Below are 23,697 nucleotides of genomic sequence, written 5' to 3' on the forward strand. Positions count from 1 at the left end.
ATCCCCCAAAATACAAAAAAGGGCCAGATGTCATCATCTGGCCCTTTGTTTTTTCATTTGTGAACCGCGGGCAAGAAACTAATTAAAGCACCTGCTCACATGCAGCAGCTACCCAATCAGGGCTACCTTGCTGTTCACCACCAGCGGCTAAAATCATCGGATAAACATGATCCCACGCCTTATGGGCGGCTTGATAGGCCGGGCGAGACTGCAATGCCTCCATCCAGCGGGCCACATGGGGATACTGAGTAATGATGGTGCTGTATTGCGGGTCTATTTTCAGGGCAACCACATCCGACACATAAAGAATATCGGCTGCAGTAATTTGCTCGCCACATAGGAAAGGCCCTTCTTCCAGCAGACTATCGAGCTGTTTGAACATGCCATCCATCGCTTCGCGCTTTTGCGTGATTTCCGCATCCGATGGCTTTGGAAAACCCAGGTACACCGGCATCAGCAATACAGGAAGGAAATAATCCAGGGTTAGGAGACGCCTTAAATTGGTGTGATACCAAGACAGGTGCTTGTTGATTTGCGCCTTGGTTTTGATATCGCCACCAAACCACTTATCACTACAACCGTTGATGTCAGTTAGGTAGTTCATCATCGCCGTTGCTTCCGACAAGCAGAAATCATCATGCTGCAACGCAGGGACTTGATGGAAAGGGTTTACCTGCAAGAACTCAGGCGAGACATGCTGCCCTCGTGTTAACCAGGTCAGACGAATATCGACGGGAAGATCAGCCTCAAGACACAGCCAGTGAACCGCACGGCTAGGCTCAGATGTTGGATCGTGGAAAAAAACAGGCTTGTTCATTTTTACCTTTTCTCTTTTCTAAGTGAGAACTGCTGGCGCAGTTAGTGCGGTAAAATTAACGCAGCATTATAGAATCACAGTATATACAAACAGAGTCAATAAATAACGCTCAGTTATGGTTCGAAGCCTTTTAGAGTGGTCAAAACTCAGTAAATTTCACACACACCGTTACTAAATTACAGGTGATATTCTCCTCGCTGAACCTTAGCTAAACAGCATATGAAAGCCGTTGAAAGCTTCTAAAACCCGCAAAAAAACAAATCGACCTACCTCATACTTTTAACCTACGCAATCGGCAAAAATAGACATTAATCACATTAAGTAAAATAAATTAAATTTCCATTAATTTGATCAACTTCTAATTTTACCTATTGATTTGTAACTTAGAAAAACAATGAAATTAAATTACTTGGTTAATTTGAGAACCAACAAACAAAAGACCGTTTGACACCCAAATTAACTAGACCTAGCTCACAAAAATCAGCCGTTTGCTTCTTTAATCCGCTTGTATTGATAATAACCCCAACAACGAACAACAGGGTTAAAGACATGCTATACGAGTTAATTGATCACGAATTAGTGGATGTCATCAATGACGGAACATACCAATGGCAAGAAGCTGTAAGAAAAACAACTGACTACCTTGAGCAACGTGGCTACGTATCAAATCAGTATGCCGATGCCATTATCCAATCAACAAAAGAAAATGGTCCTTACTACGTATTATGCCCTGGCCTGGCAATGCCTCATGCAAGACCTGAAACAGGGGTATTGAAAACCGGCCTAGGTATTCATGTTTTCCCATCCCCTGTTGATTTTGGCTCTGACCTCGGTCCTGCCAATGTCCTTATCACTTTAGCAGCAAAAGACTCTGATACCCACATTGAAGTGATTCAAGCCTTGAGCGAGATGTTTGTGGATGAAGAGAACATTGAAAAACTAGCCCAAGCATCTTCTAAAGAACAAGTGCTAGAGATAATAAAAGCATACTAAGAAGGAATATAACGTGAAAGCAAACATGCGAGCAAATGTGCAAGCCTTTGGGGGTCACTTGACCGCCATGGTGCTGCCGAACATCGGGGCCTTTATTGCCTGGGGTTTTATTACCGCCCTCTTTATCCCAACAGGCTGGATGCCTAACGAAGCCTTTGGTGAGCTTGTTGGCCCAATGATCACCTACTTGCTACCCCTATTAATTGGTTACACCGGTGGCCAGATTATCGGTGACAAACGCGGTGCGGTGGCCGGTGCCATCGGTACCATGGGTGTCATCGTTGGTGCGGATATCCCAATGTTTGTCGGTGCGATGATCATGGGTCCACTGAGCGCATGGGTGGTGGTGCAGATGGATAAGCGTATCCAGCACCGCATTCCTTCGGGCTTCGAGATGGTGGTAAACAACTTCTCGCTCGGTATCGTCGGCATGATCCTGTGCTTGTTCGCCTACGAGATTGTTGGCCCTGCCGTCACCGCCGCTAACCTGTTTGTTAAGTCAGGCATCGAAGCGCTAGTGGCTACCGGCTTCCTACCGCTTCTGGCGATTATCAACGAACCTGCCAAGGTACTGTTCCTGAACAACGCTATCGACCAAGGGATCTACTACCCACTGGGTCTCCAGGCTGCAGCAGAAACTGGCAAATCTATCTTCTTCATGGTGGCATCTAACCCAGGTCCAGGTCTTGGTATGCTGCTGGCTTACGCTAAATTCGGCCAAGGCCTGAGCAAGCGCTCTGCACCAAGTGCCATCATCATCCACTTCTTCGGTGGTATCCACGAGCTTTACTTCCCATACGTACTGATGAAGCCAATCATGATTGTGGCAATGATTGCAGGTGCGGCAACCGGTATCGCAACCTTCAACCTACTAGATGCAGGTCTGGTAGCGGGTCCTAGCCCAGGCTCTATCTTCTCTTACTTGGCACTAACACCAAAAGGCAGCTTCATCGCAACCATCGCCGGTGTGGTCTCAGCAACAGTTGTATCCTTCCTAGTCGCCAGTGCGATTCTGAAGATGAGCAAGTCAGAGGATAAAGAAACCGAATTCGAGCAATCTGTCTCTGACATGAAAGACATGAAAGCAGAAGGTGCAGTAAAACCAGCAACAACAGCGGCAACTACTGAAGCAGGAACAGATTCTAAACCAATTCAATTTGTCGCCTTCGCTTGTGATGCGGGAATGGGCTCTAGCGCAATGGGTGCCTCAACCTTCAAGCGCAAGCTCACCAAGGCCGGGATTGATATTGAAGTGAAGAACTTCGCTATCGAAAAAGTACCGAGTGACGCCGACATCGTGGTGACCCACGAGAGCCTAGAGAACCGAGCGGTCAACGCGACAGGACTCCCGGTCATCACTATCAAAAACTTCCTGAACGACCCTGCTCTTGATGAGCTGATGGTAACTATCGAACAACAAGCTTAACAATTGCATTATAGGGCGGTCCGCCGCCCTACTTTGGAGAGAAATCATGGTACAAACAACGGCAGCGGTTATCTGTGGCGAAAAAGATGTTCAACTAAGAACGTTCGAACTGCCAACCATTTCACCAGACGAGCTACTGGTAAAGAACATTTCTAACAGCATCTGTCTATCGACTTACAAAGCGGCTCTACTCGGTACTAAGCACAAGCGTGTACCAGAGAATATCGCTGAAGTACCCGTGATGACTGGCCACGAATACGCGGGCATCATTGTTGAAGTGGGTGAGAACCTGAAAGACAAGTTTACTGCAGGTGATTCCTTTGTTCTGCAACCTGCAATGGGCCTGCCATCTGGCTACTCTGCCGGTTACAGCTACGAAACCTTCGGCGGCAATGCCACCTACTCTATCATTCCAAAAATCGCTATCGACCTAGGCTGTGTGCTGCCATACAAAGGCGAGTACTTTGCCGATGCTTCACTAGCTGAGCCTATGTCTTGCATCATCGGTGCTTACCATGCCAGCTACCACACCACGCCGTATGTTTACGAGCACGAGATGGGTATCAAAGAAGGCGGCTCATTGGCTCTACTAGCCTGTGCCGGCCCTATGGGTATCGGTGCGATTGATTACGCCATCAATGGCCCGGTTAAACCACGCATCATAGTCGTGACCGACATTGACCAAGCCCGTCTTGACCGCGCTGAAAGCCTGATCCCAGTGAGCACTGCGCAAGAAAAAGGCATCGCACTGCACTATGTGAATACCGCGAAAGTGGACTCTCCGGTTGAGTATCTGAAATCGCTCAACGACGGTCAGGGCTACGATGATGTGATGGTCTACGCCGCCGTTTCGCAGGTACTGGAGCAAGCCGATGAACTGCTAGGCAACGATGGCTGCCTGAACTTCTTTGCAGGCCCGACTGACAAGAACTTCAAAGTGCCGTTCAACTTCTACAACGTGCACTACGAAGCAACCCATATTGTGGGTACCTCGGGCGGCTCGACAGGCGATATGATTGAATCACTCGACTTGTCGTCAGATCATCTGATCAACCCATCCTATATGATCACCCATGTGGGTGGCCTACAGGCGGCACCGCATACAATTTTGAACCAACTGGAGATCCCAGGCGGCAAGAAGCTTATTTACCCGCACATTGATCTTCCTCTGACTGCTATTGATGACTTTATGTCACTTGCTGATCAAGACCCGTTCTTCGCTGAATTGGACGCTATTCTAAAAGCCAACAACTATGTGTGGAACGTACACGCAGAAAAAGCGTTACTAGAGTTTTATGACGTGAGCTTAGCGGTTTAGTTACAACGAAATTGTGTGGTAGCCTTTGCGCTGCCACATAATGAAGAGGTCACAAACGTTGTCACGTGAACATGAATTACTGAAGAAACTGGAAGAGTGCGAGAACGCCACTTCGTTTCTTCAGATTTCGAACAAAATAATAAACCTCAAGTTAAAAGCATTACTCCCTAAAGTCTTCGTCCAGGACGAATTAGTGATGGAGTATGCTGTGGAGCCATTACTACGGGAAGACGGCCCGTTGGTAACCACTGATGTCGTATCTAAACTGATGTTTGCCATGGGTAAAATCTCGTTGGAAACCTATGCTGATATTGGTTTGTATAACCAAACCCTAGAGTATTCCTCGTCTGTTTCAGACAAAATCTCTTACGGTGATGATGTTATTTACGACTTCATAAAAAGCCAATCGGTGATCTCGACACAGCAAGACGGCTTTTACCTTGAGTCCATTAACAAATTAAAGTTTTCTTCTTTCGAAGCCTTTTCGCAGATGAGATATGAATCTCTGATCAAAACAGTGCTTAACCTTTCTTGTGAGCTGTTAATTGAAAATATCGAAAGAGAGATAATACAGTGAGGCCTCACAGTGAAAGTAAATTTAAACATCAGTGGATTCGATACCGAAGCCGTATTTCCCGATAAAGACATCGAAACCATCCACCAGCCACTGGTTGAAAAGTTCACCCGCCTTTATAAAGAAACGCAACAACGCGTGGTTATTTTTCTCAGTGCGCCTCCAGGAAGTGGAAAATCAACACTTGCCGCCTTTTGGGAATATTTATCAGAACAGGATGAACACCTAGAACCCTTGCAAGTGCTGCCCTTTGATGGCTTCCATTACCCTAACGAGATTCTCGACAGCAACACTACTGAACGAAATGGCGAAACCATTTCCTTACGAAGTATTAAAGGCTCATACGAAACCTTCAATTTGACCGAGCTTATCGGAAAGCTAAAACAGCTCAAAGTCAACGATCCCAAGTGGCCATACTACGACAGAAACCTGCATGATCCGGTTGATGATGCCATTGACGTCAAACGTAATATCGTAGTTGTAGAAGGCAACTGGCTGCTGCTCGATGAGCCCGTTTGGCAAGGGCTGCACAAACTCGCTGACTTCTCCGTCTTCCTCGACACCGAGGCAGAGTTCCTACAAGAGCGCTTGGTCAATAGGAAAATCCGAGGCGGCAGCTCGCCTGAAGACGCTTTGGCGTTTTACCACCAGTCAGATGCGGTCAATGTCGACAAAGTGCTCAACCACTCCATTAAGGCTGATTTGAATTTGTTTATGCACCGCGACGGATCATTTGAAATCCAATAAGCTGTCCACCGTTGAAGGACCTGAATTAGGAGATCACTATGGATATCGTGATTGATAGCCACACTCATACAATCGCCAGTGGACATGCTTACAGCACCATTATCGAAAATGCCCAAGCCGCGAAAAGCAAAAAACTGAAGCTGCTTTGCACCACTGACCATGCCCCGGAAATGCCAGGAGCACCCCACTATTGGCATTTCAATAACCAACGGATTTTGCCTCGTTTCTTGCACGATGTCGGCATCTTGCGGGGTGTTGAAGCCAATATCCTCAACGTCAAAGGTGAAATCGACCTGCCACCTTCGACAGACCAACACCTTGACTGGGTTATTGCTAGCTTTCATGAACCCGTATTCAAACCCGCGACAGAAGCCGAGCATACGGCAGCCCTAGTCAATGTCATCAAAAGTGGCCGGGTCGATGTCCTAGGGCACTTGGGCAACCCCAACTACCCATTCGACATTGAGCAGGTACTAAGTTGTGCCAAGGAGCACAACGTAGCCGTTGAGGTCAACAACACCTCGCTAACTGGCAAAAGCCGCAAAGGAAGCGACGTTCGTTGCAGCAATATTGTCGAGATCGGCAAAAAGATTGGCGTGTATTTCACCACTGGATCTGATGCCCACTTCAGCGAAGAAATTGCCCGGCTCGATCTCGCCATTGCTTTGCTGGAAAAGCACGATGTCAGTGAAGAGCAAATCCTGACCACATCGACTAGCCGATTCCTCAGCTTCCTACTGCTTCGCGGCAAACCAGAAATCACAGAATTCGCAGCTTTATACTAATTTAGATTGATCGATTGAGACCTAGAAATGAATAACACAAACAAACGTCTGGCTAATGCAATCCGTGCCCTGAGCATGGACGGTGTTCAACAAGCTAACTCTGGCCACCCGGGTGCGCCTATGGGTATGGCTGATATTGCCGAAGTACTGTGGCGTGGCCACATGAACCACAACCCACAAAACCCTGAGTGGGCTGACCGCGACCGTTTCATCCTGTCGAACGGCCATGGTTCAATGCTGATTTACTCTCTGCTTCACCTGACTGGCTACGATCTGTCTATCGACGATCTGAAAAACTTCCGCCAGCTACACTCAAAAACACCGGGTCACCCAGAATACGGTTACGCGCCGGGTATCGAAACAACCACAGGCCCTCTCGGTCAGGGCATCACCAATGCGGTAGGTATGGCTATGGCTGAAAAAGCCCTTGCCGCCCAGTTCAACCGTGACGGCCACGACATCGTTGACCACCACACTTACGTGTTCATGGGCGACGGCTGCCTGATGGAAGGTATCTCTCACGAGGCGTGCTCTCTAGCCGGTACCCTAGGCCTAGGCAAGCTAATCGCGTTCTGGGATGACAACGGCATTTCTATCGACGGTGAAGTAGAAGGCTGGTTCTCTGACGATACGCCTAAGCGTTTCGAGTCATACGGCTGGCACGTAATCCCAGCAGTAGACGGCCACGATGCTGACGCTATCAACGCGGCTATCGAAGCGGCTAAAGCGGATCCGCGTCCAACGCTGATCTGTACCAAAACTATCATCGGTTTCGGTTCACCAAACAAAGCGGGTTCGCACGACTGTCACGGTGCACCACTAGGCCATGATGAAATAGCAGCGGCACGTGAGTTCCTAGGCTGGAATCACGGTCCATTCGAGATCCCATCTGATGTGTATGCCCAGTGGGATGCCAAAGAAGCAGGCGCAGCCAAAGAAACAGCTTGGAACGAGAAGTTCGACGCATACGCAGCGGCTTACCCTGAGCTAGCGGCTGAGTACAAGCGTCGTGTAAACGGTGAGCTACCAGCGCAGTGGGAAGAGAAAGCAAACGCAATCATTGCTGATCTGCAAGCTAACCCAGCGAACATCGCTTCTCGTCAAGCTTCTCAGAACGCACTAGAAGCGTTCGGCCAGATGCTACCTGAGTTCATGGGAGGCTCTGCTGACCTAGCACCTTCTAACCTGACTATGTGGTCTGGTTCTAAGTCGCTAGAAGCGAACGACTTTTCTGGTAACTACATCCACTACGGTGTGCGTGAGTTCGGCATGACTGCAATCATGAACGGTATCGCGCTACACGGTGGTTTCGTACCATACGGTGCAACCTTCCTCATGTTCATGGAATACGCGCGTAACGCAATGCGTATGGCGGCACTGATGAAAGTGCAGAACATCCAGGTTTACACTCACGACTCTATCGGTCTGGGTGAAGATGGCCCGACTCACCAGCCGGTTGAGCAGATGGCATCGCTACGCCTGACACCGAACATGAGCACGTGGCGTCCATGTGACCAGGTTGAATCTGCCGTAGCATGGAAACTGGCTATCGAGCGCAAAGACGGCCCAACCTCGTTGATCTTCTCGCGTCAGAACCTTGCCCAACAAGAGCGCGACGCAGAACAACTCGCGAATATCGCTAAGGGGGGTTACATCCTAAAAGACTGTGAAGGCAAGCCAGAGCTTATCCTTATCGCAACCGGTTCTGAAGTTGAGCTAGCGGTAGAAGCGGCGGCACAGCTAACGGCTGAAGGTAAGAAAGTACGTGTAGTTTCAATGCCATCTACTGATGCATTTGATAAACAAGATGCTGCTTACCGTGAAGCGGTACTGCCGTCTGACGTAACTGCACGCGTTGCTATCGAAGCAGGTATTGCTGACTTCTGGTACAAGTACGTAGGTTTCAACGGCCGTATCATCGGTATGACGACCTTCGGCGAATCAGCACCTGCTGGCGAGCTGTTCAAGATGTTCGGCTTCACTACCGAGAATGTAGTGAATACAGCAAAAGAATTGCTGGCTTAATCCTTAACCAATAAGCTCAAGCCTAGAGACTAAAAATGCCGACTTCACGTCGGCATTTTTGTTTAGCCTTACCATAACGATATAGACAAGAAATTAATGTCTATCAAAGAGGTGAGTTAACCCTGGCAACCTTCCCTTCCGAAGTCACTCGGATGCCTTTCCCTTTTGCCGATACAAAGACCGACTGACCTTTCAAAATTGTTAATTCATCGCCCGACAAATCGCTAAAACTAACCTTGTCATCAATTGCGAACCAGATTTCACAACTTTCGGAGTCAATTAAATGTCCATCCGGCTTGTCGAGGATAGAGAAGCTAAAATCATCAACGGGTACCGGATATAGAGTCTCAACGCCCTGTTGCTGAGGCTGTATTAGCAACTTCTCATCCTGCAGAGCCTCGAACCGGCAGCAAGCAAGCAGCTCGTCAACATCAATATGTTTAGGTGTCAGCCCCGCTCGCAAAACATTATCTGAATTGGCCATCACCTCTAACCCTGTTCCCTGAATATAGGCATGTGGGATTCCAGCATCAAGGAACATTGCCTCGCCCTGAACTAGCTCTACCACATTGAGCATCAAGGGTGCCAACAAGCCAATATCACCAGGGTATTGCCCTGACAACATTATAACGAGTTCTGCAAGTGGGCTCTGTTCGTTATGGGCCCAAGTGTTAAGGCTGGCAAGCAAGGCTTGCTTTTGCTCACCGTCAAAGGATAGAACCCTTTCAAATAGCTGGCGTAAGCCGCTGCCGTCTTGGGCTTTGGCAAAAGACTGTAATGGTGCGTCTAGCAAAGGGCTTTGCAAAGCTGATAGCAAGTTAAGGATATCATTGTGAGATCGAAAACCGTTCATAGCCAAAAAAGGAGTAAGTGCACAGATAATTTCTGGTTTGTGGTTACTATCTTTGTACTGGCGATTGGCTGCCGCTACAGGAATACCCTTTGCGTTTTCACGAGCGAACCCAGCTTCAGCTTGGTTCTTGGATGGGTGAACCTGGATAGAAAGTGCTTTTCCTGCCGACAGCACTTTGAACAAATAAGGGAGTTCGCCAAAACGATGGTATGTTTGCTCGCCAATCACTTCTTCCTTATATGTATCAATATAAGCGTGTAGCGATACCTGTTGCCCCTCAACCATAATAGCTGAACTTGCTTTAGGGTGAGCTCCCATCCATATTTCCGCCATAGGTTTATTATCCGGATTAGATAAACCGAATAAATTCACCATTGCCGTTTTACTGCCCCACTCATAATCCTGAATGGTATTATCCATAAGAAAAACATTTTCAATCATGATACTTCCCATTAAATGACGAGTCATTAAAAAATAAAATATCCAGCAACAATAGAAGAGGCCAAATAAAAAATAGGCCAAATAGATATTATCAATGTCGTAAACATAATCGTGCTTAATATTCAATATGCCAATGTCAGGGATAACGCCACCGTTATCACCATGAGCGTAAGAGTATATAATTGCGTCTCGGAAAACTTTTTGACTAAACGAATAGCTACTGGCACACCAACAAATGCGCCCACTGTCATAATAACCGCAGTTGATAATTCACTTTGCCCGCCACGGCTGTAATTCAAAGCAGTGATCCCCGACAAAGCCAATGCCATCACAACCGATGAGCCAATGGATTTTTTCAAATCAATCCCTAACAACGAATTGAATGTCGGCAATAGCATGACCCCACCTCCAACTCCGGTAGAACCTAGCACTGCTCCACAAACCCCTCCCGCGCACATAGCAACGTGTTTGCCTTTTGGGGTCACCGACTCCTGTTGCACAGACGCGGCTTTCTTTCTTTTTTGATATAAAGAAAATAATGACAGTAGCATAATGCCGACAATCGCGAACTCAACAGTCTGGGTCAGTAAAGGTGCATAAGAATCATGACTATTCAAATAAATCACCAGCTCAGTAATTAATACCGTACTCGGGATTGCGCCGAGCAGCATAAACCCCAACGCTTTCCATTCAACATTACCGGCACGAATATGGGACAGGCCCGCATTCACTTTTACAAAGGTTGAGATCAAGCTGGCTGTACCCACCGCCATTACCGTCCCCATCCCAAAGAAAAACTGTAAAATGGGGATGATAAGCACCCCGCCACCGACTCCGGTTAAACCTAGACACAAACCAATTAGACCACCCAATAATAATTTCAATGCGACATCATAGGTCAGTAATGACGCAACTAATTCAATAGTCATCATTGTTTACTCACAGGGGTTGGATAATGCAGTTGTAAAAACGACATAATTTCAGAGGGCGCTTTTTGCATTTTCAGCAAATCACGCATTATTTTCATATAAGGTTCGGTATGGCGGTAATATTGCTGATACCCCGTACACAAATAATTATGATGGGGATACCCTTGTTCGGAAGTCGCAAAACGGTGTTTGGGACAACCGCCATGGCAAGTAAAGCGATAGGTGCACTGTTGGCAGGCAGTATTCAAACTCGCCTGCTTATTTTGACCAAATGCTATCGCTTCCTTACTGCTGTTGAGCTGGCGGATTGTCTGTTGGTGTATATTGCCCAATTTATATTCTGGGTAAACAAAATGATCACATTGGAATAAATCACCATTAGCCTCAAGCGCAAAGGCATGGCCGCATTGCGGAGAATGGACACATATTCCGCTTGGTTGCCCGCACCAACTAGCCAGCGTCGCATCAAAAGCTTGGACAAAAACGTCGCCAACATCCCGCCTGACCCAAATATCAAACACATCACACAGGAACTGGCCAAACTGTTTTGCGCCAATACTGAATGGTGCCAGCTCTCCAACTGGTTCGCCTGGCGCACATAAACTCAGCCCGGATTGATCACTCGCCACTCGCTCCACAATCGGGATGAATTGAATGTACTTTATCCCAAGCTCTCGAAAGTGTTTATATACATCTGCCCCAGACTCAGCGTTGTGACTACCAACAACCGTTAACACATTGAATCTGACACCATCTTCTTTGAGTAATGAAAGAGCGTTCATCACCTGCTGGTAGCTCCCTCTCCCCGAGCGGGAAACCCGGTAGGTATCGTGTATCGCTTGCGGCCCATCAATAGAAAGACCCACCAGCACGTCATTTTTTGCCAAGAAGCGGGCCCATTCACTATCAAGCCCTATACCGTTGGTCTGGAAGGAGTGGTGGATTTGTTTACCGTCAGCATATTGCTTAGAAAGCGCGATCGCTTTTTTGAAAAAGTCCAACCCCCGCATAGAAGGCTCTCCGCCCTGCCAGGTAAATTCCACCAAGTGGCCTTGCTGGGCCGCAATATGCTGCTTCACATAAAGCTCAAGCGTCTCTTCGCTCATCTGCCAACCTCTGTTGTTTTCTGAACGCAAAGGCGCTTTATCGAGGTAAAAGCAATATTCACAATTCAGATTACAGATATTACTTGCCGGCTTTGCCATGACATGGCAAGCAGATATAGAGGTCATAATTATTACTCGTGGCCACCCTGAAAAACAGGGTGGCTTTGGAAGGTATTGAGGGAGTTAATCCGCAGTGAAACTATTGGTCTGGGCGAGTGATTTGAACCACTGACCGTGGCGCTTAGGGATGCGCTGGCCGGTTTCAAGATCTAAACGGAAGAAGCCATAACGGCGCTTGAAAGAGTTAGTCCATGACCAGTTATCGATGAAGGTCCACTGATGGACACCGAAGCAGTTCGCCCCGTCTTCAATCGCACGGTGCAGTTGAACAAGGTGCTCTTTCATCAATGAAGTGCGGAAGCTGTCATCAATCAGGCCGTCTTCCTGTGCCGTGCCTTCTGAAGCCTCATCCATGGCAATACCAATTTCAGCCAAGAACCAAGGCAGGTTACCGTAATTATCCTTGATATTCTTGGCGATATCGTAGATTGCCGTCGGCAAAATCTCATTATTGTCGCGATAAGGGTTGAAGCGACCCGTTGGGTTTATGTAGTTCTCGAAGTAATACTCCGGTGTGAAATAAGACAGGTCATACTCGGCTTCACGTGCTTTTACACGACGAGGGACATAGTAATTCACACCCAAGAAATCGACTTTGGCCGATTCAATCGCTGCCATTTCCTCAGCAGAGACTTCCGGCATCAGATCATGATGCTTGAGGATCTGACACAGTTCCTCTGGGTAGTAGTTCAATACCATTGGGTCCAGGAAAGTACGGTTGAATAGCAAGTCAGCATAATGCGCAGCCTGCTTATCTTCCTCGCGGTCATCTCGGGTATAACTTGGCGTCAGGTTAAGTACAGTACCAATCTGCCCTTCACATGCCATTTCACGGAAAGCTAAAACTGCCTTAGCATGGGCAACCGTAATGTTAAAGCCGACCTGAACAGCCAGTTTACCGTCTTTTTTACACGGGTAGTGGAAGTCATACAGGTACCCGCCTTCTACCGGCACAATTGGCTCATTAAAAGTGATCCAGTGTTTGATTAAATGACCAAAGCATTTAAACGCCGTCTCAGCATACTTCACAAACAAGGCAACAACATGCTTGGACTCAAAACCACCGTACTGCTCTTGCAGCACTGCAGGCATATCAAAATGGTAAAGGTTCACCATCGGTGTTATGCCGTTGGCTATCATTTCTTCAAAGTAAGCGGTGTAGAAAGCAACAGCATCCTGGCAAGGTTCGCCGCTTTCCAGATCCTTAATCAGTCGCGACCATTGGATAGAGGTACGGAAAGAATTGAAGCCGACCTGCTTCATTAGCTGGACATCTTCCTGATAGCGTTCATAAGTTTCACACACTTTGGCTGGGCCAATTTCCTTAAAAAATCGCTCAGGATTATCGCGGTGCCAGGTATCCCAAATTGAATCATGGATTTTATTCTTAGTGCCTTCGGTCTGAATACCCGAAGCCGCAGCTCCCCACAGGAAGCCTTGAGGAAAAGTATAGGTTGTCATAGTGACCTCAAAAAAGATCTATCACGCTGCTTCTGGACAGCGAGATAAAAAGTGATAGAGAGCGCCGATAAGATTGGCATCATTGCCCGCCGAGCATACCTTCAAGCGGGGCCGAATTTTACAAACCGGCTGTTGCTGCAAAATGGCGTCGATATGCTGATTGAGATGGTCAATCAGATCAGGCCGTGTGCTGATAGCCCCGCCGAGCAGGATCAGCTCAGGATCAAGGCAGTACTGAATGTTAAAAAGCCCTGTAGCAAGGTGCTGGTACCATTGATGAATAACCGCGCTGATCGCTTCGCTACCTTGATCGGCCATCTCAAATACCGCCAAGCCATTGAGGCTCCCTGCCGGTTGGTTGATAGCTTTAGCGGCCGATTCAATCAATCCCCGAGTTGATGCCACATCACTGAAAGTCAGGGCAGCACCGTTGTCGTAACCGGCGATCATGTAACCAAACTCTCCCCGGTGCAGTTGGTAACCATGGGTGACAGCTCGGTCGATCACAACCGCCCCGCCAATCCCGGAACCAATCACCACCAAACAGCAGTCATTGGCCTCGGCGGCTTCACCCAACCATAACTCACCCAATGCAGCACAATTGGCATCATTTTCAATCTCACACGGCAAACCAAACCGCTCAACGAAGTTCTGTTTGATATTTGGCCCATGTAGATACGGCAAGGCACTGGAACCAAAGATAACACCGGAGTCGCAATCCACGGCACCACACGAGCTCACCGCGATACCCTTTAACGGGAATTGCCCAAGTTGCTGTTTTATATACGGGGTAATAGCTTGAAAAAAATCTTCAATGTCGGTTTTGGGACTTGGAACCGATTGGCGGTCAGCAATAGTGCCATTGGCATCCATTACCGCCAATTTTATGGCCGAACCACCAATATCGATACTCAGGAACATAGGCTAGCCTCTTCACATCCCGGGGCTAACCATGCTGCTCCCCGCACACCACTGGCATCGCCGAATACGGCTTGCCTGACATCAACAACGGCTTGCGGCGAAAACAGATATTTAGGCGTTTCTTGCTTCACATCTGCAATCAGCCCTGGCACATTCGACATACCACCACCAATCACAAAAGTGTCTGGGTCTATGATATTGATGATACTAGCGACACTTCGTGCAATTTGATCAACAAGCATCCGGTAGGCATGGCGTGCTTTCTCATCGCCCCGCTGCGACAGCTCAATCAATTGCGGGGCACTGTAGTCAGTACCGTGTTGCTGATTAAAGCCTCGGCTAAATCCGGTGCCAGAAATGAAGCTCTCAATGCAATTTTTTTGCCCGCAGTAACAAGTGCGAGCAGGCCCATCGACCTCGGGCGAGTAATTAGGCAAAGGATTGTGACCCCATTCACCCGCTATCGCATTGCAACCTGTGATAAGTTGCTGGTTAATCACCAATCCCCCACCACATCCAGTTCCCAGCACTGCGCCGAAGACAACCTTCTTGCCCTTGCCCGCACCGTCTACGGCTTCGGACAGAACAAAACAGTTGGCATCATTTTCGATATAAACAGGTCGGCCCAATTTACTTTCCAGATCAGCTTTTAGATCGTGACCATTGAGGAAGGTGCAGTTGGCATTTTTCATCCGCCCGGTATGTGGGCAGACAGCGCCGGGCAAACCAATACCGACCGAACACCGCACGCCAACCGCTTTTTCAGCCGCCTGAACCGATTCTAAAATCACCTCGACAAAAGGCTCGTAGCTTTTTGGGGTAGCCACCCGGTTGCGAAAGACTTCTTCACCGTTCAGATCAAGAACACATGTCTCTATTTTAGTGCCACCAATATCAAAACCGATTCTCATTGCTTTATCCCAAGCGCTTGTAAAGCTGAATCATTTCTTCAACCAACTCACGGCAGAGCATCGAGGTCATCAAGTGATCCTGCGCATGCACCAAAACCAGAGTCATTTGAACTTTACCTTCGCCTTGGTCATGTTCAATCAATTGGGTCTGCACGGCATGGGCTTCATTGGCAGCGTTGCGGGCTTGATCCAATTGCTCTTGTGCCTTGTCAAACTCGCCTTTTTTGGCCAGTTGCAGGGCTTCAAAGCTCAGGCTGCGAGCCATACCGGCATTGACGATAATACCCATCACCAATTCTTCAAGATCGAACTTATCCATTTCCAGCTCCTTTAGATCAGCGAGATCGCCCAGTTCAACACTTTTTCGCCATTTTGCATGCCGTAATCAATCGGGTTGATCACTTCAACAGGCTTACCATCAGCGCGGGAAGTCAGGGAATCTTTCATGTATCCCACCTGAGGGCCAAGCAGGATCACATCGTATTCACCCTGCTGCTGATCAAACTGATCAGCGCCGTGGGCCGCGATGGTCGCTTCAATGTTATTGTTCGCCGCAGCTTGTTCCATTTTTCGTACCAGCATACTGGTGGACATTCCGGCAGAGCAGCAAAGCATGATCTTGTACATAATTAGTTTCCTTTAACTTGACCTGTTGTTTCATTGGTTTCATGATAATGAAAACAAATGGAAACTATGAACATTTTTGCCATGTTTTGAGAGGTGACGCACACTATTTATGTTCCTCGCTAATGCAAAAATGATGCTTCCAACTGCATATATCAAACATAAGCTGATGATTTTATAGTTTATTTTATTTAACCCATGTTTTTCTTTTTTTGATATACTAATGAAAAAATCTAACGGCGTTCATGAAATCAAGCAGACAAAGAGTGGAGACCGTGAGCCAGTTAGGCAGCAACGGGACAAAGAAAGGAAAAGTATGACCACTATTACTGATGTATCGGCAATGGCCAATGTCTCGAAGGCGACGGTTTCGCGGGTATTCAGCGGCAATGCGAAAGTCAAAGAAGAAACAAGGCAAGCTGTACTCAAAGCAGCCCGCACTTTGGGTTATAACCCAGAGCAGACCAACGCATTGCTTTCTGAACGGGTCAGTGCCGCCAGTACGACAATGACCAAGCAGGGGACGCTGGGCATTATTGTTTCACAGATGTCTTCATCAAGCTTTGGTCAGTTCTATAATACTGCCCAGCAGTATGCCCACTCGCAAGGGCTCCAGTTGCAGCTATTCAACAGTTGCAATAATACCTTCCAGGAAAAATCTTACCTTGCAATGCTAGTTGGCAGTGGCTGTGAAACTATTGTATTGATTGAGCCTAGCCTCAAAACCAGCGATATAGAAGAATTTTCTCTAAATAACAGCAACTTAGTTACATTCAGTGCGAAAGAGAAATTAAGCCAGTTTTCATTTGGTTACGATCATGCGGGAGCTTGTACTTCAGCCTGTAACTTCTTGATGGCCCACAAACACTCAGACATTGCCATCATCCCAGGTACGGGTTCCAAGGCCATCCCTTACATTGAAGGATTCAAGCATGGTCACGAAAGGCGCTCTCTGCCGTTCAATGCCCAACTGATTATCGACAATATTGAAGACGGAGCTGCCGCAGCTACAGAATTGTGTAGTTTCTTAGGCGATTTCAGTGCTGTCATTACTGCCACAGACCAAATGGCCGCTGAAGTAATGGCGACACTCCGCCAGTTTGGCTATGAAATCCCGAAAGATATTTCGGTGATCAGCCTTGAGGGCTCAGAGCTTGCCCAGTACACCTTTCCCCGGTTGACGGCTGTCGAGATGCCTTTGTCATCAATGGCCGAAGAAATGATTGATATCTGTATCGAGCAAACCAAATCTGGTAATGATTGGAACCCGGCAGAGCTGAAAAGGCTAACCGGCAAGTTAGTTGTCAGGGAGTCCGTTGCCAAATTCCGCCCGAGCAGTGACTGGGATATCGATACCCTGCCAAAAACTTTGCACGGAAAAAACTAGCGTTTCATTTTATGAAACTCAAATATTTACCCTCCACCTTCGCCGTAGTTGACGGCGAAGGCTTACCAGCCAAGCAATAAAGCGCCTCCCCCCTGTAAATACGCCTTCCCTGAGCGGTGGGAAATTTTCCCGAGAATTCCAGTAACTTTTAGTACTCGATCACAAACAATGAAACTCTATGAAAAAATAGTTTCATTGTTTCATTTGACTGTATTAGCATGCTCCACATTGGCTAAATCATAAAAATCAGCGTGAAGTGAAATCATGAAAATTCTCGAAAACTTATTTAACAAGCATGGCGCAAAGATCAACGCCTTTGCGAACAACAAGTATGTGTCATCCGTCCGGGATACCTTTATCAGCACCCTGCCGCTTATTATGCCGGCATCTTTCTTTATCCTATTTACCCAATTGGCGCTCAACAACCTGTTTGGCCTACCAGTGTTCCTAGGTGAAGAGCATGGCTTAGTGACCTACCTTACCGATGTCTCACAGGTATTGGTGGACGGCACACTCAATATGTTTGCGCTGTTTGCCTGTTTCAAACTGGCATCCTTGATTGCCATGAAGGAAGGCCGTGATCCAGTCGCGACAGGTTTGGTTGCCTTGGCCGCTTTCTTTATCATGACGCCTGACTTCTCCATTGCCTACGCTAGTTCTCGCGGACTGTTTTCGGCAGTACTTATCGCGATCATGGCTACTCGTCTGTTCCATGCGCTAACAGCCAGTGACAGACTAAAGATCAAAATGCCTGATCAAGTTCCACCAGCCGTGGCCAAATCCTTTGCCGAACTACTTCCAGCGACTCTTACCCTTTCACTGTTCGCGGCTTTCTCTGGTGTTTTTGCTATCTACAACACCTCAATGCCAGATATGATCACCTTACTGATCCAAGCGCCGCTATCTAATGTTGCCGGTAATGTTTGGGGGATCCTAACGCTGGATGTTATCCAGAACATGCTTTGGATCTTCGGTATCCACGGTGGTGCAGTACTTGGTGGTGTACGTTCACTCCTGTTTGGTCCAATGCAGGATGATAACCTACGTGCCGTCGCTGAAGGCTCTGCAATGTGGGATCTTCCACATGATGTAACTTGGTTGTCTTATGACCTGTACGCAAACATCGGTGGTGCTGGAGCCTCGCTAGCCCTAGTAATTGCTATCTTGATGGTATCGCGCCGTGCCCACTACCGCACCGTTGCCAAAATTGCCATCGTCCCATGTATTTTCAACATCTGTGAAACAGCCGTTTTCGGTCTACCTATTATCCTTAACCCATTGTTTGCTATCCCATTTGTAGTTGCACCAACTCTAATGCTGGGCTTTGCAAGTTTCATGACCTATATCGGTTTCGTTCCACCACTGGGCATTCTAGTTCCTTGGACTACCCCAGTTGGTTTCGGTGCCTTCCTCGCATCAGGTGGGGCATGGCAGGCTTTCGTAGTCGCCATTGGCTGTCTGGCTATCGGCATCATGGTTTACCTTCCATTTGTTCGCTACGCCAACAAGGTGGCTGAGCCGGGTGAACTGGTTGATGCAAAAGAAAAAGAACCAGAACTCAACGCCAACATTGCCGCTTCTGAAACCAAAGCCTAAGGGATAAGGACGATGATCAAACGACCAAACATCTTGCTTGTCTTTACCGATCAGCAACGCAAGGACTCTCTGGGCTGTTACGGTAATGAGATTGCCGTAACCCCGAATATCGACTGGCTTGGCAACAACGGGGCGAAATTTGAAAAGTTTTTCACCCAAAGCCCTATCTGTGGCCCAAGTCGAGTTTCACTGCTGACGGGGCGCTACTGCAGCTCTCACGGTATTGGCACTAACGGCCCGGTTGTACCTGAGGATCTGTTAACTATCCAACACCGCCTGAAGCCTTATGGATATAAAACGGCGAATTTTGGCAAGTTGCACTTCTTGCCACACTCGTTCCGTGACCACCGTGAGCATCACCCAGATTATGGGTTTGACGAGCGTGTGATTTCCGATGAGCCAGGCTGTTATGACGACCCGTACACCAAATGGGTCGAACAAGTCGCTCCCGAAAGCCTTGAAACAGTGCGTACCGGCCTCCCTTCTCAGGCCAAACGCTTTGGCAAACCCGAGTACAGTGATCGCAAGCGTGATCCTGAAACACCTTTTGTGTTCGAAGCCGAAGAGCACCTAACGCATTCAGGTTTCGTCACCGAGTTGACCAAGGACTTTTTCGAGCGTCACCAGAATGACAACAATCCGTTTTTCTGTATTGCTGGATACTACGCCCCTCATGCGCCAGTCAATCCGCCGCGCCGCTTCCTTGATCTTTACAAGGCTGAAGACATGCCGGTGCCGGTGATCGGTAATGAAGAGCAGGTAATGGAAAAGCTCAAGGGGATCAGTAATGAGGAATGGCAAGAGATCCGACGCTATTACATGGCTCTTGTCAGCCATGTCGATGACTGCGTGGGCCAGCTGACAGATAAACTCAAGGAAACCGGACAATACGACGACACTATTATTGTCTTTGTCAGCGATCACGGTGAGTACATCGGCGATCATGGCCGTGTGCAAAAAGGCATGCCGGGTGAGGATGTCATAACCAACGTGCCATTTATCATCCACTACCCGAAAAAGTTAAAAGCGCAGTCTTTCTCGCAATTAGTGGAAAGTGTTGACTGGTTACCGACCATGCTGGATTTGGCAGGCATTCCTATTCCAAGGGAGATTCAAGGGCAGTCACTGCTGCCTTTGATAGAGGGTCAGACCGACCAGCATAAGTCACTCATTTTGACTGAGCAGTTTGAACCTAACGGTTTACGCCAAGTGTCCATCCGGGACGAAAGCCACAGATATTACTGTGACAGCGATGGCCAAGAGTTACTTTTCGACCTCAACCAAGATCCAGATGAAGTTAACAATCTAATTAACGACGCCAGTTATCAGACTATTCTGTCGACCATGCGTTTCAAAATGATCGTTAAAATCCAACAAGCTGCTTACCCGAACGTCGAAAAAATCTTCGCGTACTAACAACACCCCTTAAATTATAGAGTGGTGGTTTACACCACTCTACTTTTAAAGCCCTGATGCGAATCTCTCGTAGGAATTCGCACGCCTATAAAAACGTAAATAAATAATATTGAGAAAACAATGAATATATCTAAATTAAATGTTTGCTCTGCCCTTGTTTTATTTTCTCTATCCAATAGTACCCTTGCAGAAAGTGCTATCGAAGTGGGTGATTTTAATTTCCACGGCTATGTCAAAAGTGGCACCTTATGGAATGACCAAGGTATGGGTAGCGACAGTTTCCGCCTGACGGATATGGGCCGTTACCGACTGGGTAACGAGAATGAAACCAAGGTCGATCTGTCTCCGGATCTGATGTTTAACCACAGCAGTGGCGCATGGGCACGGACTAAAGTGCGTTTCCAGAGTGAAACCCGAAATACCTCTGACTGGGCTGTTGATTCCAGCACCTTTGTTACCCGTGAAGCCTTTGCAGAAATCGGCGGACTGCCCCAACTCCCTGACACTATGCTTTTCTGGGCAGGTAAACGCTATATGAAAAATCGCTCATCACACATTCTTGATTGGGACTACCATCAGGCCAACGGTACCGGGGGCGGTATTTGGGGGATCCCGCTTACCAACAGCATATTGATGGACTTGGATCTGGTTTCGTGGGGTAAAGAGGGCTATACCAAGGATCCGATTGAAGGGGTTGGCTACGCCGATACCCTTATCTTCAAACCAAGGTTGGAGTTTATCCTCAGCGATAGGGATTCACTTAAAGTCGAAGCTTTCTGGATGAACCTGGAGCACAACCCGGTCAAGGAGTGCGACGAAGGCTTCACCTGCAGCCCTGATGTGGCTGACGATGGCTTTGCCGTTACAGTTGCCTATGACAGGGCCGGTGGTTTCATGGGATTTGGTGATACCGGTTATACCGAGTTTGTTGTCCAGTACGGAACAGGAATGGGCGCGGGTACCAATATGAGTAAGTTTGGTTGGGGCGAGGCAAACTACAAAGACCAATCATCATACCGCTTTACCCTATCGGGCATCTCGGAATTTGATAACTGGGCAATCCAGCCTGTTGCGATCTACCACAATGATGATGACTTCACCCAAGCCGGTGGTGAAAGGGTTTGGTGGACAGTCGGTGCTAGGCCTTCTTATCACTTCAACGAATTTTTCTCGCTGCAGTTTGAAGCGGGTTATGAACACCTCAAGCAAAACAATACCACTCAGGAAACCAACAACGGTGCCAATGGCGGTATGACGAAGCTGACCATTGCCCCAACCCTTCACCTAGAGAAAGGCTACTGGGCACGTCCTCAGCTTCGTGTATTTGCAACCTATGCAAAATGGGATGAATCACTAAAGAATATCAACACCGGCAAGCACGGTTATTCCAACTACGAGCCTAACCAAGGGTTTGGCCCAGGTGGTGCTTCCTATGCAGGCAAGACCGAAGGATTCAACTTTGGTATCCAGGCTGAAGTTTGGTTCTAAACATAAACTAAAAATGCCGACTTCACGTCGGCATTTTGTTTTGGAAGAGAGCAATTACAAGGCTAGGTTAGTAATCACCAACAACCATTCCCTGCTCTGTAAATACATTTCGCAACCTCGCAGCGTATCTATCTAGCTCTGCCACCCGTTGCTCTTGGCTCATGCGTGCAGGGCCGAATACCGAGAAAGGTTCCAGCACCTCAAAACCATTGAATTCCAGAATACCGCGATGGATCGGACGGAGGATGCCTTCCAAATCACCGTTCCAGCCGCCTTTGACGTAAATCTCTTCACCGCCACCCATGGTCAGGCTCAGCATGGCTTTCTTGCCCTTAAACACCCCGTTGTCATAAAAGCGGCCGCCGCCATATGTTCGCCCCATGGCAAACACACGCTCTACCCAGCCCTTCATCACTGCCGGCATACTAAACCACCACAGCGGGAATTGGAAAATCAGCAAATCACACCACTCAACTTTCTGCATTTCGCTTTCAAGCTCAGGAGCAAAACTGCTCTGGTCACTAGCATGCATCTCTTCCAGTTGTTGCTTGAAGAAATCAGGATCATTGACTGTTTGGAAGTTATGCCGCCCCGAAACCGGGTTAAAGTCCATGGCATGAAGATCGGAGGTTTTGACCTCATGACCAGCCGCTTCTAGCGCTGACACCGCTTGGTTGAACATTGCACCGTTAAAACTTTTTGGCTCTGGGTGCCAGTAAACGACTAGGACTTTCATGCTTTTTTCTCCAACATCTCAACAATCAATGAATACTGATATTCTCTTGCCAACTCGAGCGGTGTTTTTCCGTCAAAGCCGGTTAAATCTGTTCTTGCGCCAAATGCAATGAGCTTCGCTGCCGCGCCAGTATGGCCGTGCCAAATTGCATCATGCAGCGGGGTATAACCGTTGTTCGGCCCTTGTGCGTCCAGAGTTTCTTTGAAGCCCGGATAGTTCGACAACAGTTCAATCACATCAGCCCTGCCGTTATAGGCGGCTTTGTGCAGCGGAATTGCCTTCATGTAATGATCCGGCACCGTCTGATCGCCACCTTGCTCCATCAACACCTTGAGGCTTTCGACCAAACCGTCTCGGGCAGCTACCATCACTGCAGTATGCTCATCATTACCCGAGCTGGTAATAGCCGAAGGAATGTTAAGCATGGCGTTATCCGTTATTCCCTGGAAATGAGCCTTGAGCTGGCGAGCCTTTTCCCCATCATCCAAGCTGTTATCCGTCACTAGCTGGTAGGCACTTAGCTGAGCTTGTGAACGAGATAGCTGTTCGCGGTAGGCATCAAATAGCTGGCGAAGCTTATCTGCCTGTTGCAAGCCAAAAACATCTTGCTCCGAAGCACCAAAGTCCACCAGCTGCTCGGCTTTCAGGCCAAAGGTAGAGACAATCTCGACATTCACCTCTGGCTGCTTCAACAGAGCCTCGACCACGGCTGGTTTACGATGCCACACCGCGACCATCAGCGGGGTCACGCCATGCTTGGGCGTTTGCAGGTTGATAAATGCCCCGGCAGCTAGCAACGCCTCAACCCAACTTGCAGTGTCTTGCTGCGCGGCAATGTGCATCGGTGAGTTGCCCATCACCGGGTCAAGCTGGTTCACATCTGCCTTCATCTCGATAGCTTGACGAAAGCCTTCAATATCACCGTTTATAATCAGTTGATGTAGGGTTGGCATGGTCATAATCTGTCTCGCTCATCTCTGTTGTTGTGTTTAACTTCGTTGCGATTCGTTGCGTTGGATATAG

At 48.0% G+C, this 23,697-nt stretch carries 22 protein-coding genes; 11 read left to right on the forward strand and 11 right to left on the reverse strand.

The features are described from left to right. Positions 1 to 82: 82 nt before the first annotated feature. Positions 83 to 817, reverse strand: coding sequence for a glutathione S-transferase family protein (locus ACXAD4_RS21880; RefSeq protein ID WP_475244086.1), 735 nt, complete (start codon positions 815 to 817; stop codon positions 83 to 85). Between the two features lie 549 nt (positions 818 to 1,366). Between ACXAD4_RS21880 and ACXAD4_RS21885 the strand changes: the two genes are divergently transcribed. Genes ACXAD4_RS21885 through tkt form a run of 7 tightly spaced genes read left to right on the forward strand, consistent with a single transcriptional unit; the run spans position 1,367 to position 8,685 of the window. After that, positions 1,367 to 1,810: a PTS sugar transporter subunit IIA gene (locus ACXAD4_RS21885; protein ID WP_475244087.1), complete on the forward strand. Its 444-nt coding sequence runs from the start codon at positions 1,367 to 1,369 to the stop codon at positions 1,808 to 1,810. Between the two features lie 13 nt (positions 1,811 to 1,823). Beyond that, positions 1,824 to 3,236: a PTS mannitol transporter subunit IIBC gene (locus tag ACXAD4_RS21890; RefSeq protein WP_475244088.1), complete on the forward strand. Its 1,413-nt coding sequence runs from the start codon at positions 1,824 to 1,826 to the stop codon at positions 3,234 to 3,236. A gap of 46 nt (positions 3,237 to 3,282) precedes the next feature. Further along, a complete protein-coding gene (locus ACXAD4_RS21895; RefSeq protein ID WP_475244090.1) occupies positions 3,283 to 4,554 on the forward strand; it encodes a zinc-binding dehydrogenase in 1,272 nt (423 codons plus the stop codon). Between the two features lie 58 nt (positions 4,555 to 4,612). Next, entirely contained in the window at positions 4,613 to 5,131 is a 519-nt protein-coding gene (locus tag ACXAD4_RS21900) for an MltR family transcriptional regulator (RefSeq protein WP_475245611.1), read from the forward strand. 9 nt (positions 5,132 to 5,140) lie between these two features. Further along, positions 5,141 to 5,875: a nucleoside/nucleotide kinase family protein gene (locus ACXAD4_RS21905; protein WP_475244092.1), complete on the forward strand. Its 735-nt coding sequence runs from the start codon at positions 5,141 to 5,143 to the stop codon at positions 5,873 to 5,875. 38 nt (positions 5,876 to 5,913) lie between these two features. After that, a complete protein-coding gene (locus ACXAD4_RS21910; RefSeq protein WP_475244093.1) occupies positions 5,914 to 6,660 on the forward strand; it encodes a PHP domain-containing protein in 747 nt (248 codons plus the stop codon). Positions 6,661 to 6,687: 27 nt separating this feature from the next. Next, positions 6,688 to 8,685 carry a transketolase gene (gene tkt, locus ACXAD4_RS21915; protein WP_475244094.1) on the forward strand — a complete coding sequence of 666 codons (1,998 nt, stop codon included), beginning with the start codon at positions 6,688 to 6,690 and terminating at the stop codon, positions 8,683 to 8,685. Between the two features lie 103 nt (positions 8,686 to 8,788). On the opposite strand, the gene manA is transcribed toward tkt, so the two are convergent. The 8 genes from manA to ACXAD4_RS21955 are packed head-to-tail and all read right to left on the reverse strand — an operon-like array spanning position 8,789 to position 16,054. After that, positions 8,789 to 10,105, reverse strand: a complete 1,317-nt coding sequence (gene manA / locus ACXAD4_RS21920; RefSeq protein ID WP_475244095.1) for a mannose-6-phosphate isomerase, class I — start codon at positions 10,103 to 10,105, stop codon at positions 8,789 to 8,791. Beyond that, the gene (locus ACXAD4_RS21925) at positions 10,102 to 10,911 is read right to left on the reverse strand and encodes a sulfite exporter TauE/SafE family protein (protein WP_475244096.1); all 810 of its coding nucleotides are present in this window, start codon (positions 10,909 to 10,911) and stop codon (positions 10,102 to 10,104) included. Before ACXAD4_RS21925 ends, manA begins: the two co-directional genes overlap by 4 nt. After that, entirely contained in the window at positions 10,908 to 12,140 is a 1,233-nt protein-coding gene (locus tag ACXAD4_RS21930) for an anaerobic sulfatase maturase (protein WP_475244097.1), read from the reverse strand. Before ACXAD4_RS21930 ends, ACXAD4_RS21925 begins: the two co-directional genes overlap by 4 nt. Before the next feature lie 57 nt (positions 12,141 to 12,197). Next, complete coding sequence (locus ACXAD4_RS21935) at positions 12,198 to 13,595, reverse strand: glycoside hydrolase family 1 protein (RefSeq protein WP_475244099.1); 1,398 nt, start codon at positions 13,593 to 13,595, stop codon at positions 12,198 to 12,200. A gap of 21 nt (positions 13,596 to 13,616) precedes the next feature. Continuing rightward, entirely contained in the window at positions 13,617 to 14,516 is a 900-nt protein-coding gene (locus ACXAD4_RS21940) for an ROK family protein (protein WP_475244101.1), read from the reverse strand. Next, positions 14,507 to 15,427, reverse strand: a complete 921-nt coding sequence (locus ACXAD4_RS21945; RefSeq protein ID WP_475244102.1) for an ROK family protein — start codon at positions 15,425 to 15,427, stop codon at positions 14,507 to 14,509. The genes ACXAD4_RS21940 and ACXAD4_RS21945 overlap by 10 nt, the downstream gene beginning before the upstream one ends. A gap of 4 nt (positions 15,428 to 15,431) precedes the next feature. After that, positions 15,432 to 15,746 carry a PTS lactose/cellobiose transporter subunit IIA gene (locus tag ACXAD4_RS21950; protein ID WP_222549579.1) on the reverse strand — a complete coding sequence of 105 codons (315 nt, stop codon included), beginning with the start codon at positions 15,744 to 15,746 and terminating at the stop codon, positions 15,432 to 15,434. 11 nt (positions 15,747 to 15,757) lie between these two features. Further along, positions 15,758 to 16,054, reverse strand: coding sequence for a PTS sugar transporter subunit IIB (locus ACXAD4_RS21955; RefSeq protein ID WP_475244103.1), 297 nt, complete (start codon positions 16,052 to 16,054; stop codon positions 15,758 to 15,760). Between the two features lie 220 nt (positions 16,055 to 16,274). Between ACXAD4_RS21955 and ACXAD4_RS21960 the strand changes: the two genes are divergently transcribed. From ACXAD4_RS21960 to ACXAD4_RS21975, 4 genes are all read left to right on the forward strand, one after another. Further along, entirely contained in the window at positions 16,275 to 17,438 is a 1,164-nt protein-coding gene (locus ACXAD4_RS21960) for a LacI family DNA-binding transcriptional regulator (RefSeq protein WP_475244105.1), read from the forward strand. Positions 17,439 to 17,702: 264 nt separating this feature from the next. Then, entirely contained in the window at positions 17,703 to 19,034 is a 1,332-nt protein-coding gene (locus ACXAD4_RS21965; RefSeq protein ID WP_475244106.1) for a PTS sugar transporter subunit IIC, read from the forward strand. Positions 19,035 to 19,046: 12 nt separating this feature from the next. Then, the gene (locus ACXAD4_RS21970; protein ID WP_475244107.1) at positions 19,047 to 20,450 is read left to right on the forward strand and encodes a sulfatase family protein; all 1,404 of its coding nucleotides are present in this window, start codon (positions 19,047 to 19,049) and stop codon (positions 20,448 to 20,450) included. Positions 20,451 to 20,570: 120 nt separating this feature from the next. After that, complete coding sequence (locus tag ACXAD4_RS21975; RefSeq protein ID WP_475244109.1) at positions 20,571 to 21,938, forward strand: carbohydrate porin; 1,368 nt, start codon at positions 20,571 to 20,573, stop codon at positions 21,936 to 21,938. Between the two features lie 67 nt (positions 21,939 to 22,005). Here ACXAD4_RS21975 and ACXAD4_RS21980 read toward each other — a convergent pair whose 3' ends face one another. Together ACXAD4_RS21980 and ACXAD4_RS21985 are read right to left on the reverse strand one after the other, a co-directional pair. Then, the gene (locus tag ACXAD4_RS21980) at positions 22,006 to 22,674 is read right to left on the reverse strand and encodes an NAD(P)H-dependent oxidoreductase (RefSeq protein WP_475244111.1); all 669 of its coding nucleotides are present in this window, start codon (positions 22,672 to 22,674) and stop codon (positions 22,006 to 22,008) included. After that, complete coding sequence (locus ACXAD4_RS21985; RefSeq protein WP_475244112.1) at positions 22,671 to 23,633, reverse strand: ankyrin repeat domain-containing protein; 963 nt, start codon at positions 23,631 to 23,633, stop codon at positions 22,671 to 22,673. Before ACXAD4_RS21985 ends, ACXAD4_RS21980 begins: the two co-directional genes overlap by 4 nt. Positions 23,634 to 23,697: the final 64 nt, after the last annotated feature.

The organism is Photobacterium sp. AWH4_225 (assembly GCF_056158405.1).

Coding starts and splice junctions, on each gene's coding strand:
- ACXAD4_RS21880 (WP_475244086.1), bottom strand. CDS start 817: ATGAACAAGCCTGTTTTTTTCCACGATCCAACATCTGAGCCTAGCCGT.
- ACXAD4_RS21885 (WP_475244087.1), top strand. CDS start 1,367: ATGCTATACGAGTTAATTGATCACGAATTAGTGGATGTCATCAATGAC.
- ACXAD4_RS21895 (WP_475244090.1), top strand. CDS start 3,283: ATGGTACAAACAACGGCAGCGGTTATCTGTGGCGAAAAAGATGTTCAA.
- ACXAD4_RS21910 (WP_475244093.1), top strand. CDS start 5,914: ATGGATATCGTGATTGATAGCCACACTCATACAATCGCCAGTGGACAT.
- tkt (WP_475244094.1), top strand. CDS start 6,688: ATGAATAACACAAACAAACGTCTGGCTAATGCAATCCGTGCCCTGAGC.
- ACXAD4_RS21925 (WP_475244096.1), bottom strand. CDS start 10,911: ATGATGACTATTGAATTAGTTGCGTCATTACTGACCTATGATGTCGCA.
- ACXAD4_RS21930 (WP_475244097.1), bottom strand. CDS start 12,140: ATGACCTCTATATCTGCTTGCCATGTCATGGCAAAGCCGGCAAGTAAT.
- ACXAD4_RS21935 (WP_475244099.1), bottom strand. CDS start 13,595: ATGACAACCTATACTTTTCCTCAAGGCTTCCTGTGGGGAGCTGCGGCT.
- ACXAD4_RS21940 (WP_475244101.1), bottom strand. CDS start 14,516: ATGTTCCTGAGTATCGATATTGGTGGTTCGGCCATAAAATTGGCGGTA.
- ACXAD4_RS21945 (WP_475244102.1), bottom strand. CDS start 15,427: ATGAGAATCGGTTTTGATATTGGTGGCACTAAAATAGAGACATGTGTT.
- ACXAD4_RS21950 (WP_222549579.1), bottom strand. CDS start 15,746: ATGGATAAGTTCGATCTTGAAGAATTGGTGATGGGTATTATCGTCAAT.
- ACXAD4_RS21955 (WP_475244103.1), bottom strand. CDS start 16,054: ATGTACAAGATCATGCTTTGCTGCTCTGCCGGAATGTCCACCAGTATG.
- ACXAD4_RS21960 (WP_475244105.1), top strand. CDS start 16,275: ATGAAAAAATCTAACGGCGTTCATGAAATCAAGCAGACAAAGAGTGGA.
- ACXAD4_RS21965 (WP_475244106.1), top strand. CDS start 17,703: ATGAAAATTCTCGAAAACTTATTTAACAAGCATGGCGCAAAGATCAAC.
- ACXAD4_RS21970 (WP_475244107.1), top strand. CDS start 19,047: ATGATCAAACGACCAAACATCTTGCTTGTCTTTACCGATCAGCAACGC.
- ACXAD4_RS21975 (WP_475244109.1), top strand. CDS start 20,571: ATGAATATATCTAAATTAAATGTTTGCTCTGCCCTTGTTTTATTTTCT.
- ACXAD4_RS21980 (WP_475244111.1), bottom strand. CDS start 22,674: ATGAAAGTCCTAGTCGTTTACTGGCACCCAGAGCCAAAAAGTTTTAAC.
- ACXAD4_RS21985 (WP_475244112.1), bottom strand. CDS start 23,633: ATGACCATGCCAACCCTACATCAACTGATTATAAACGGTGATATTGAA.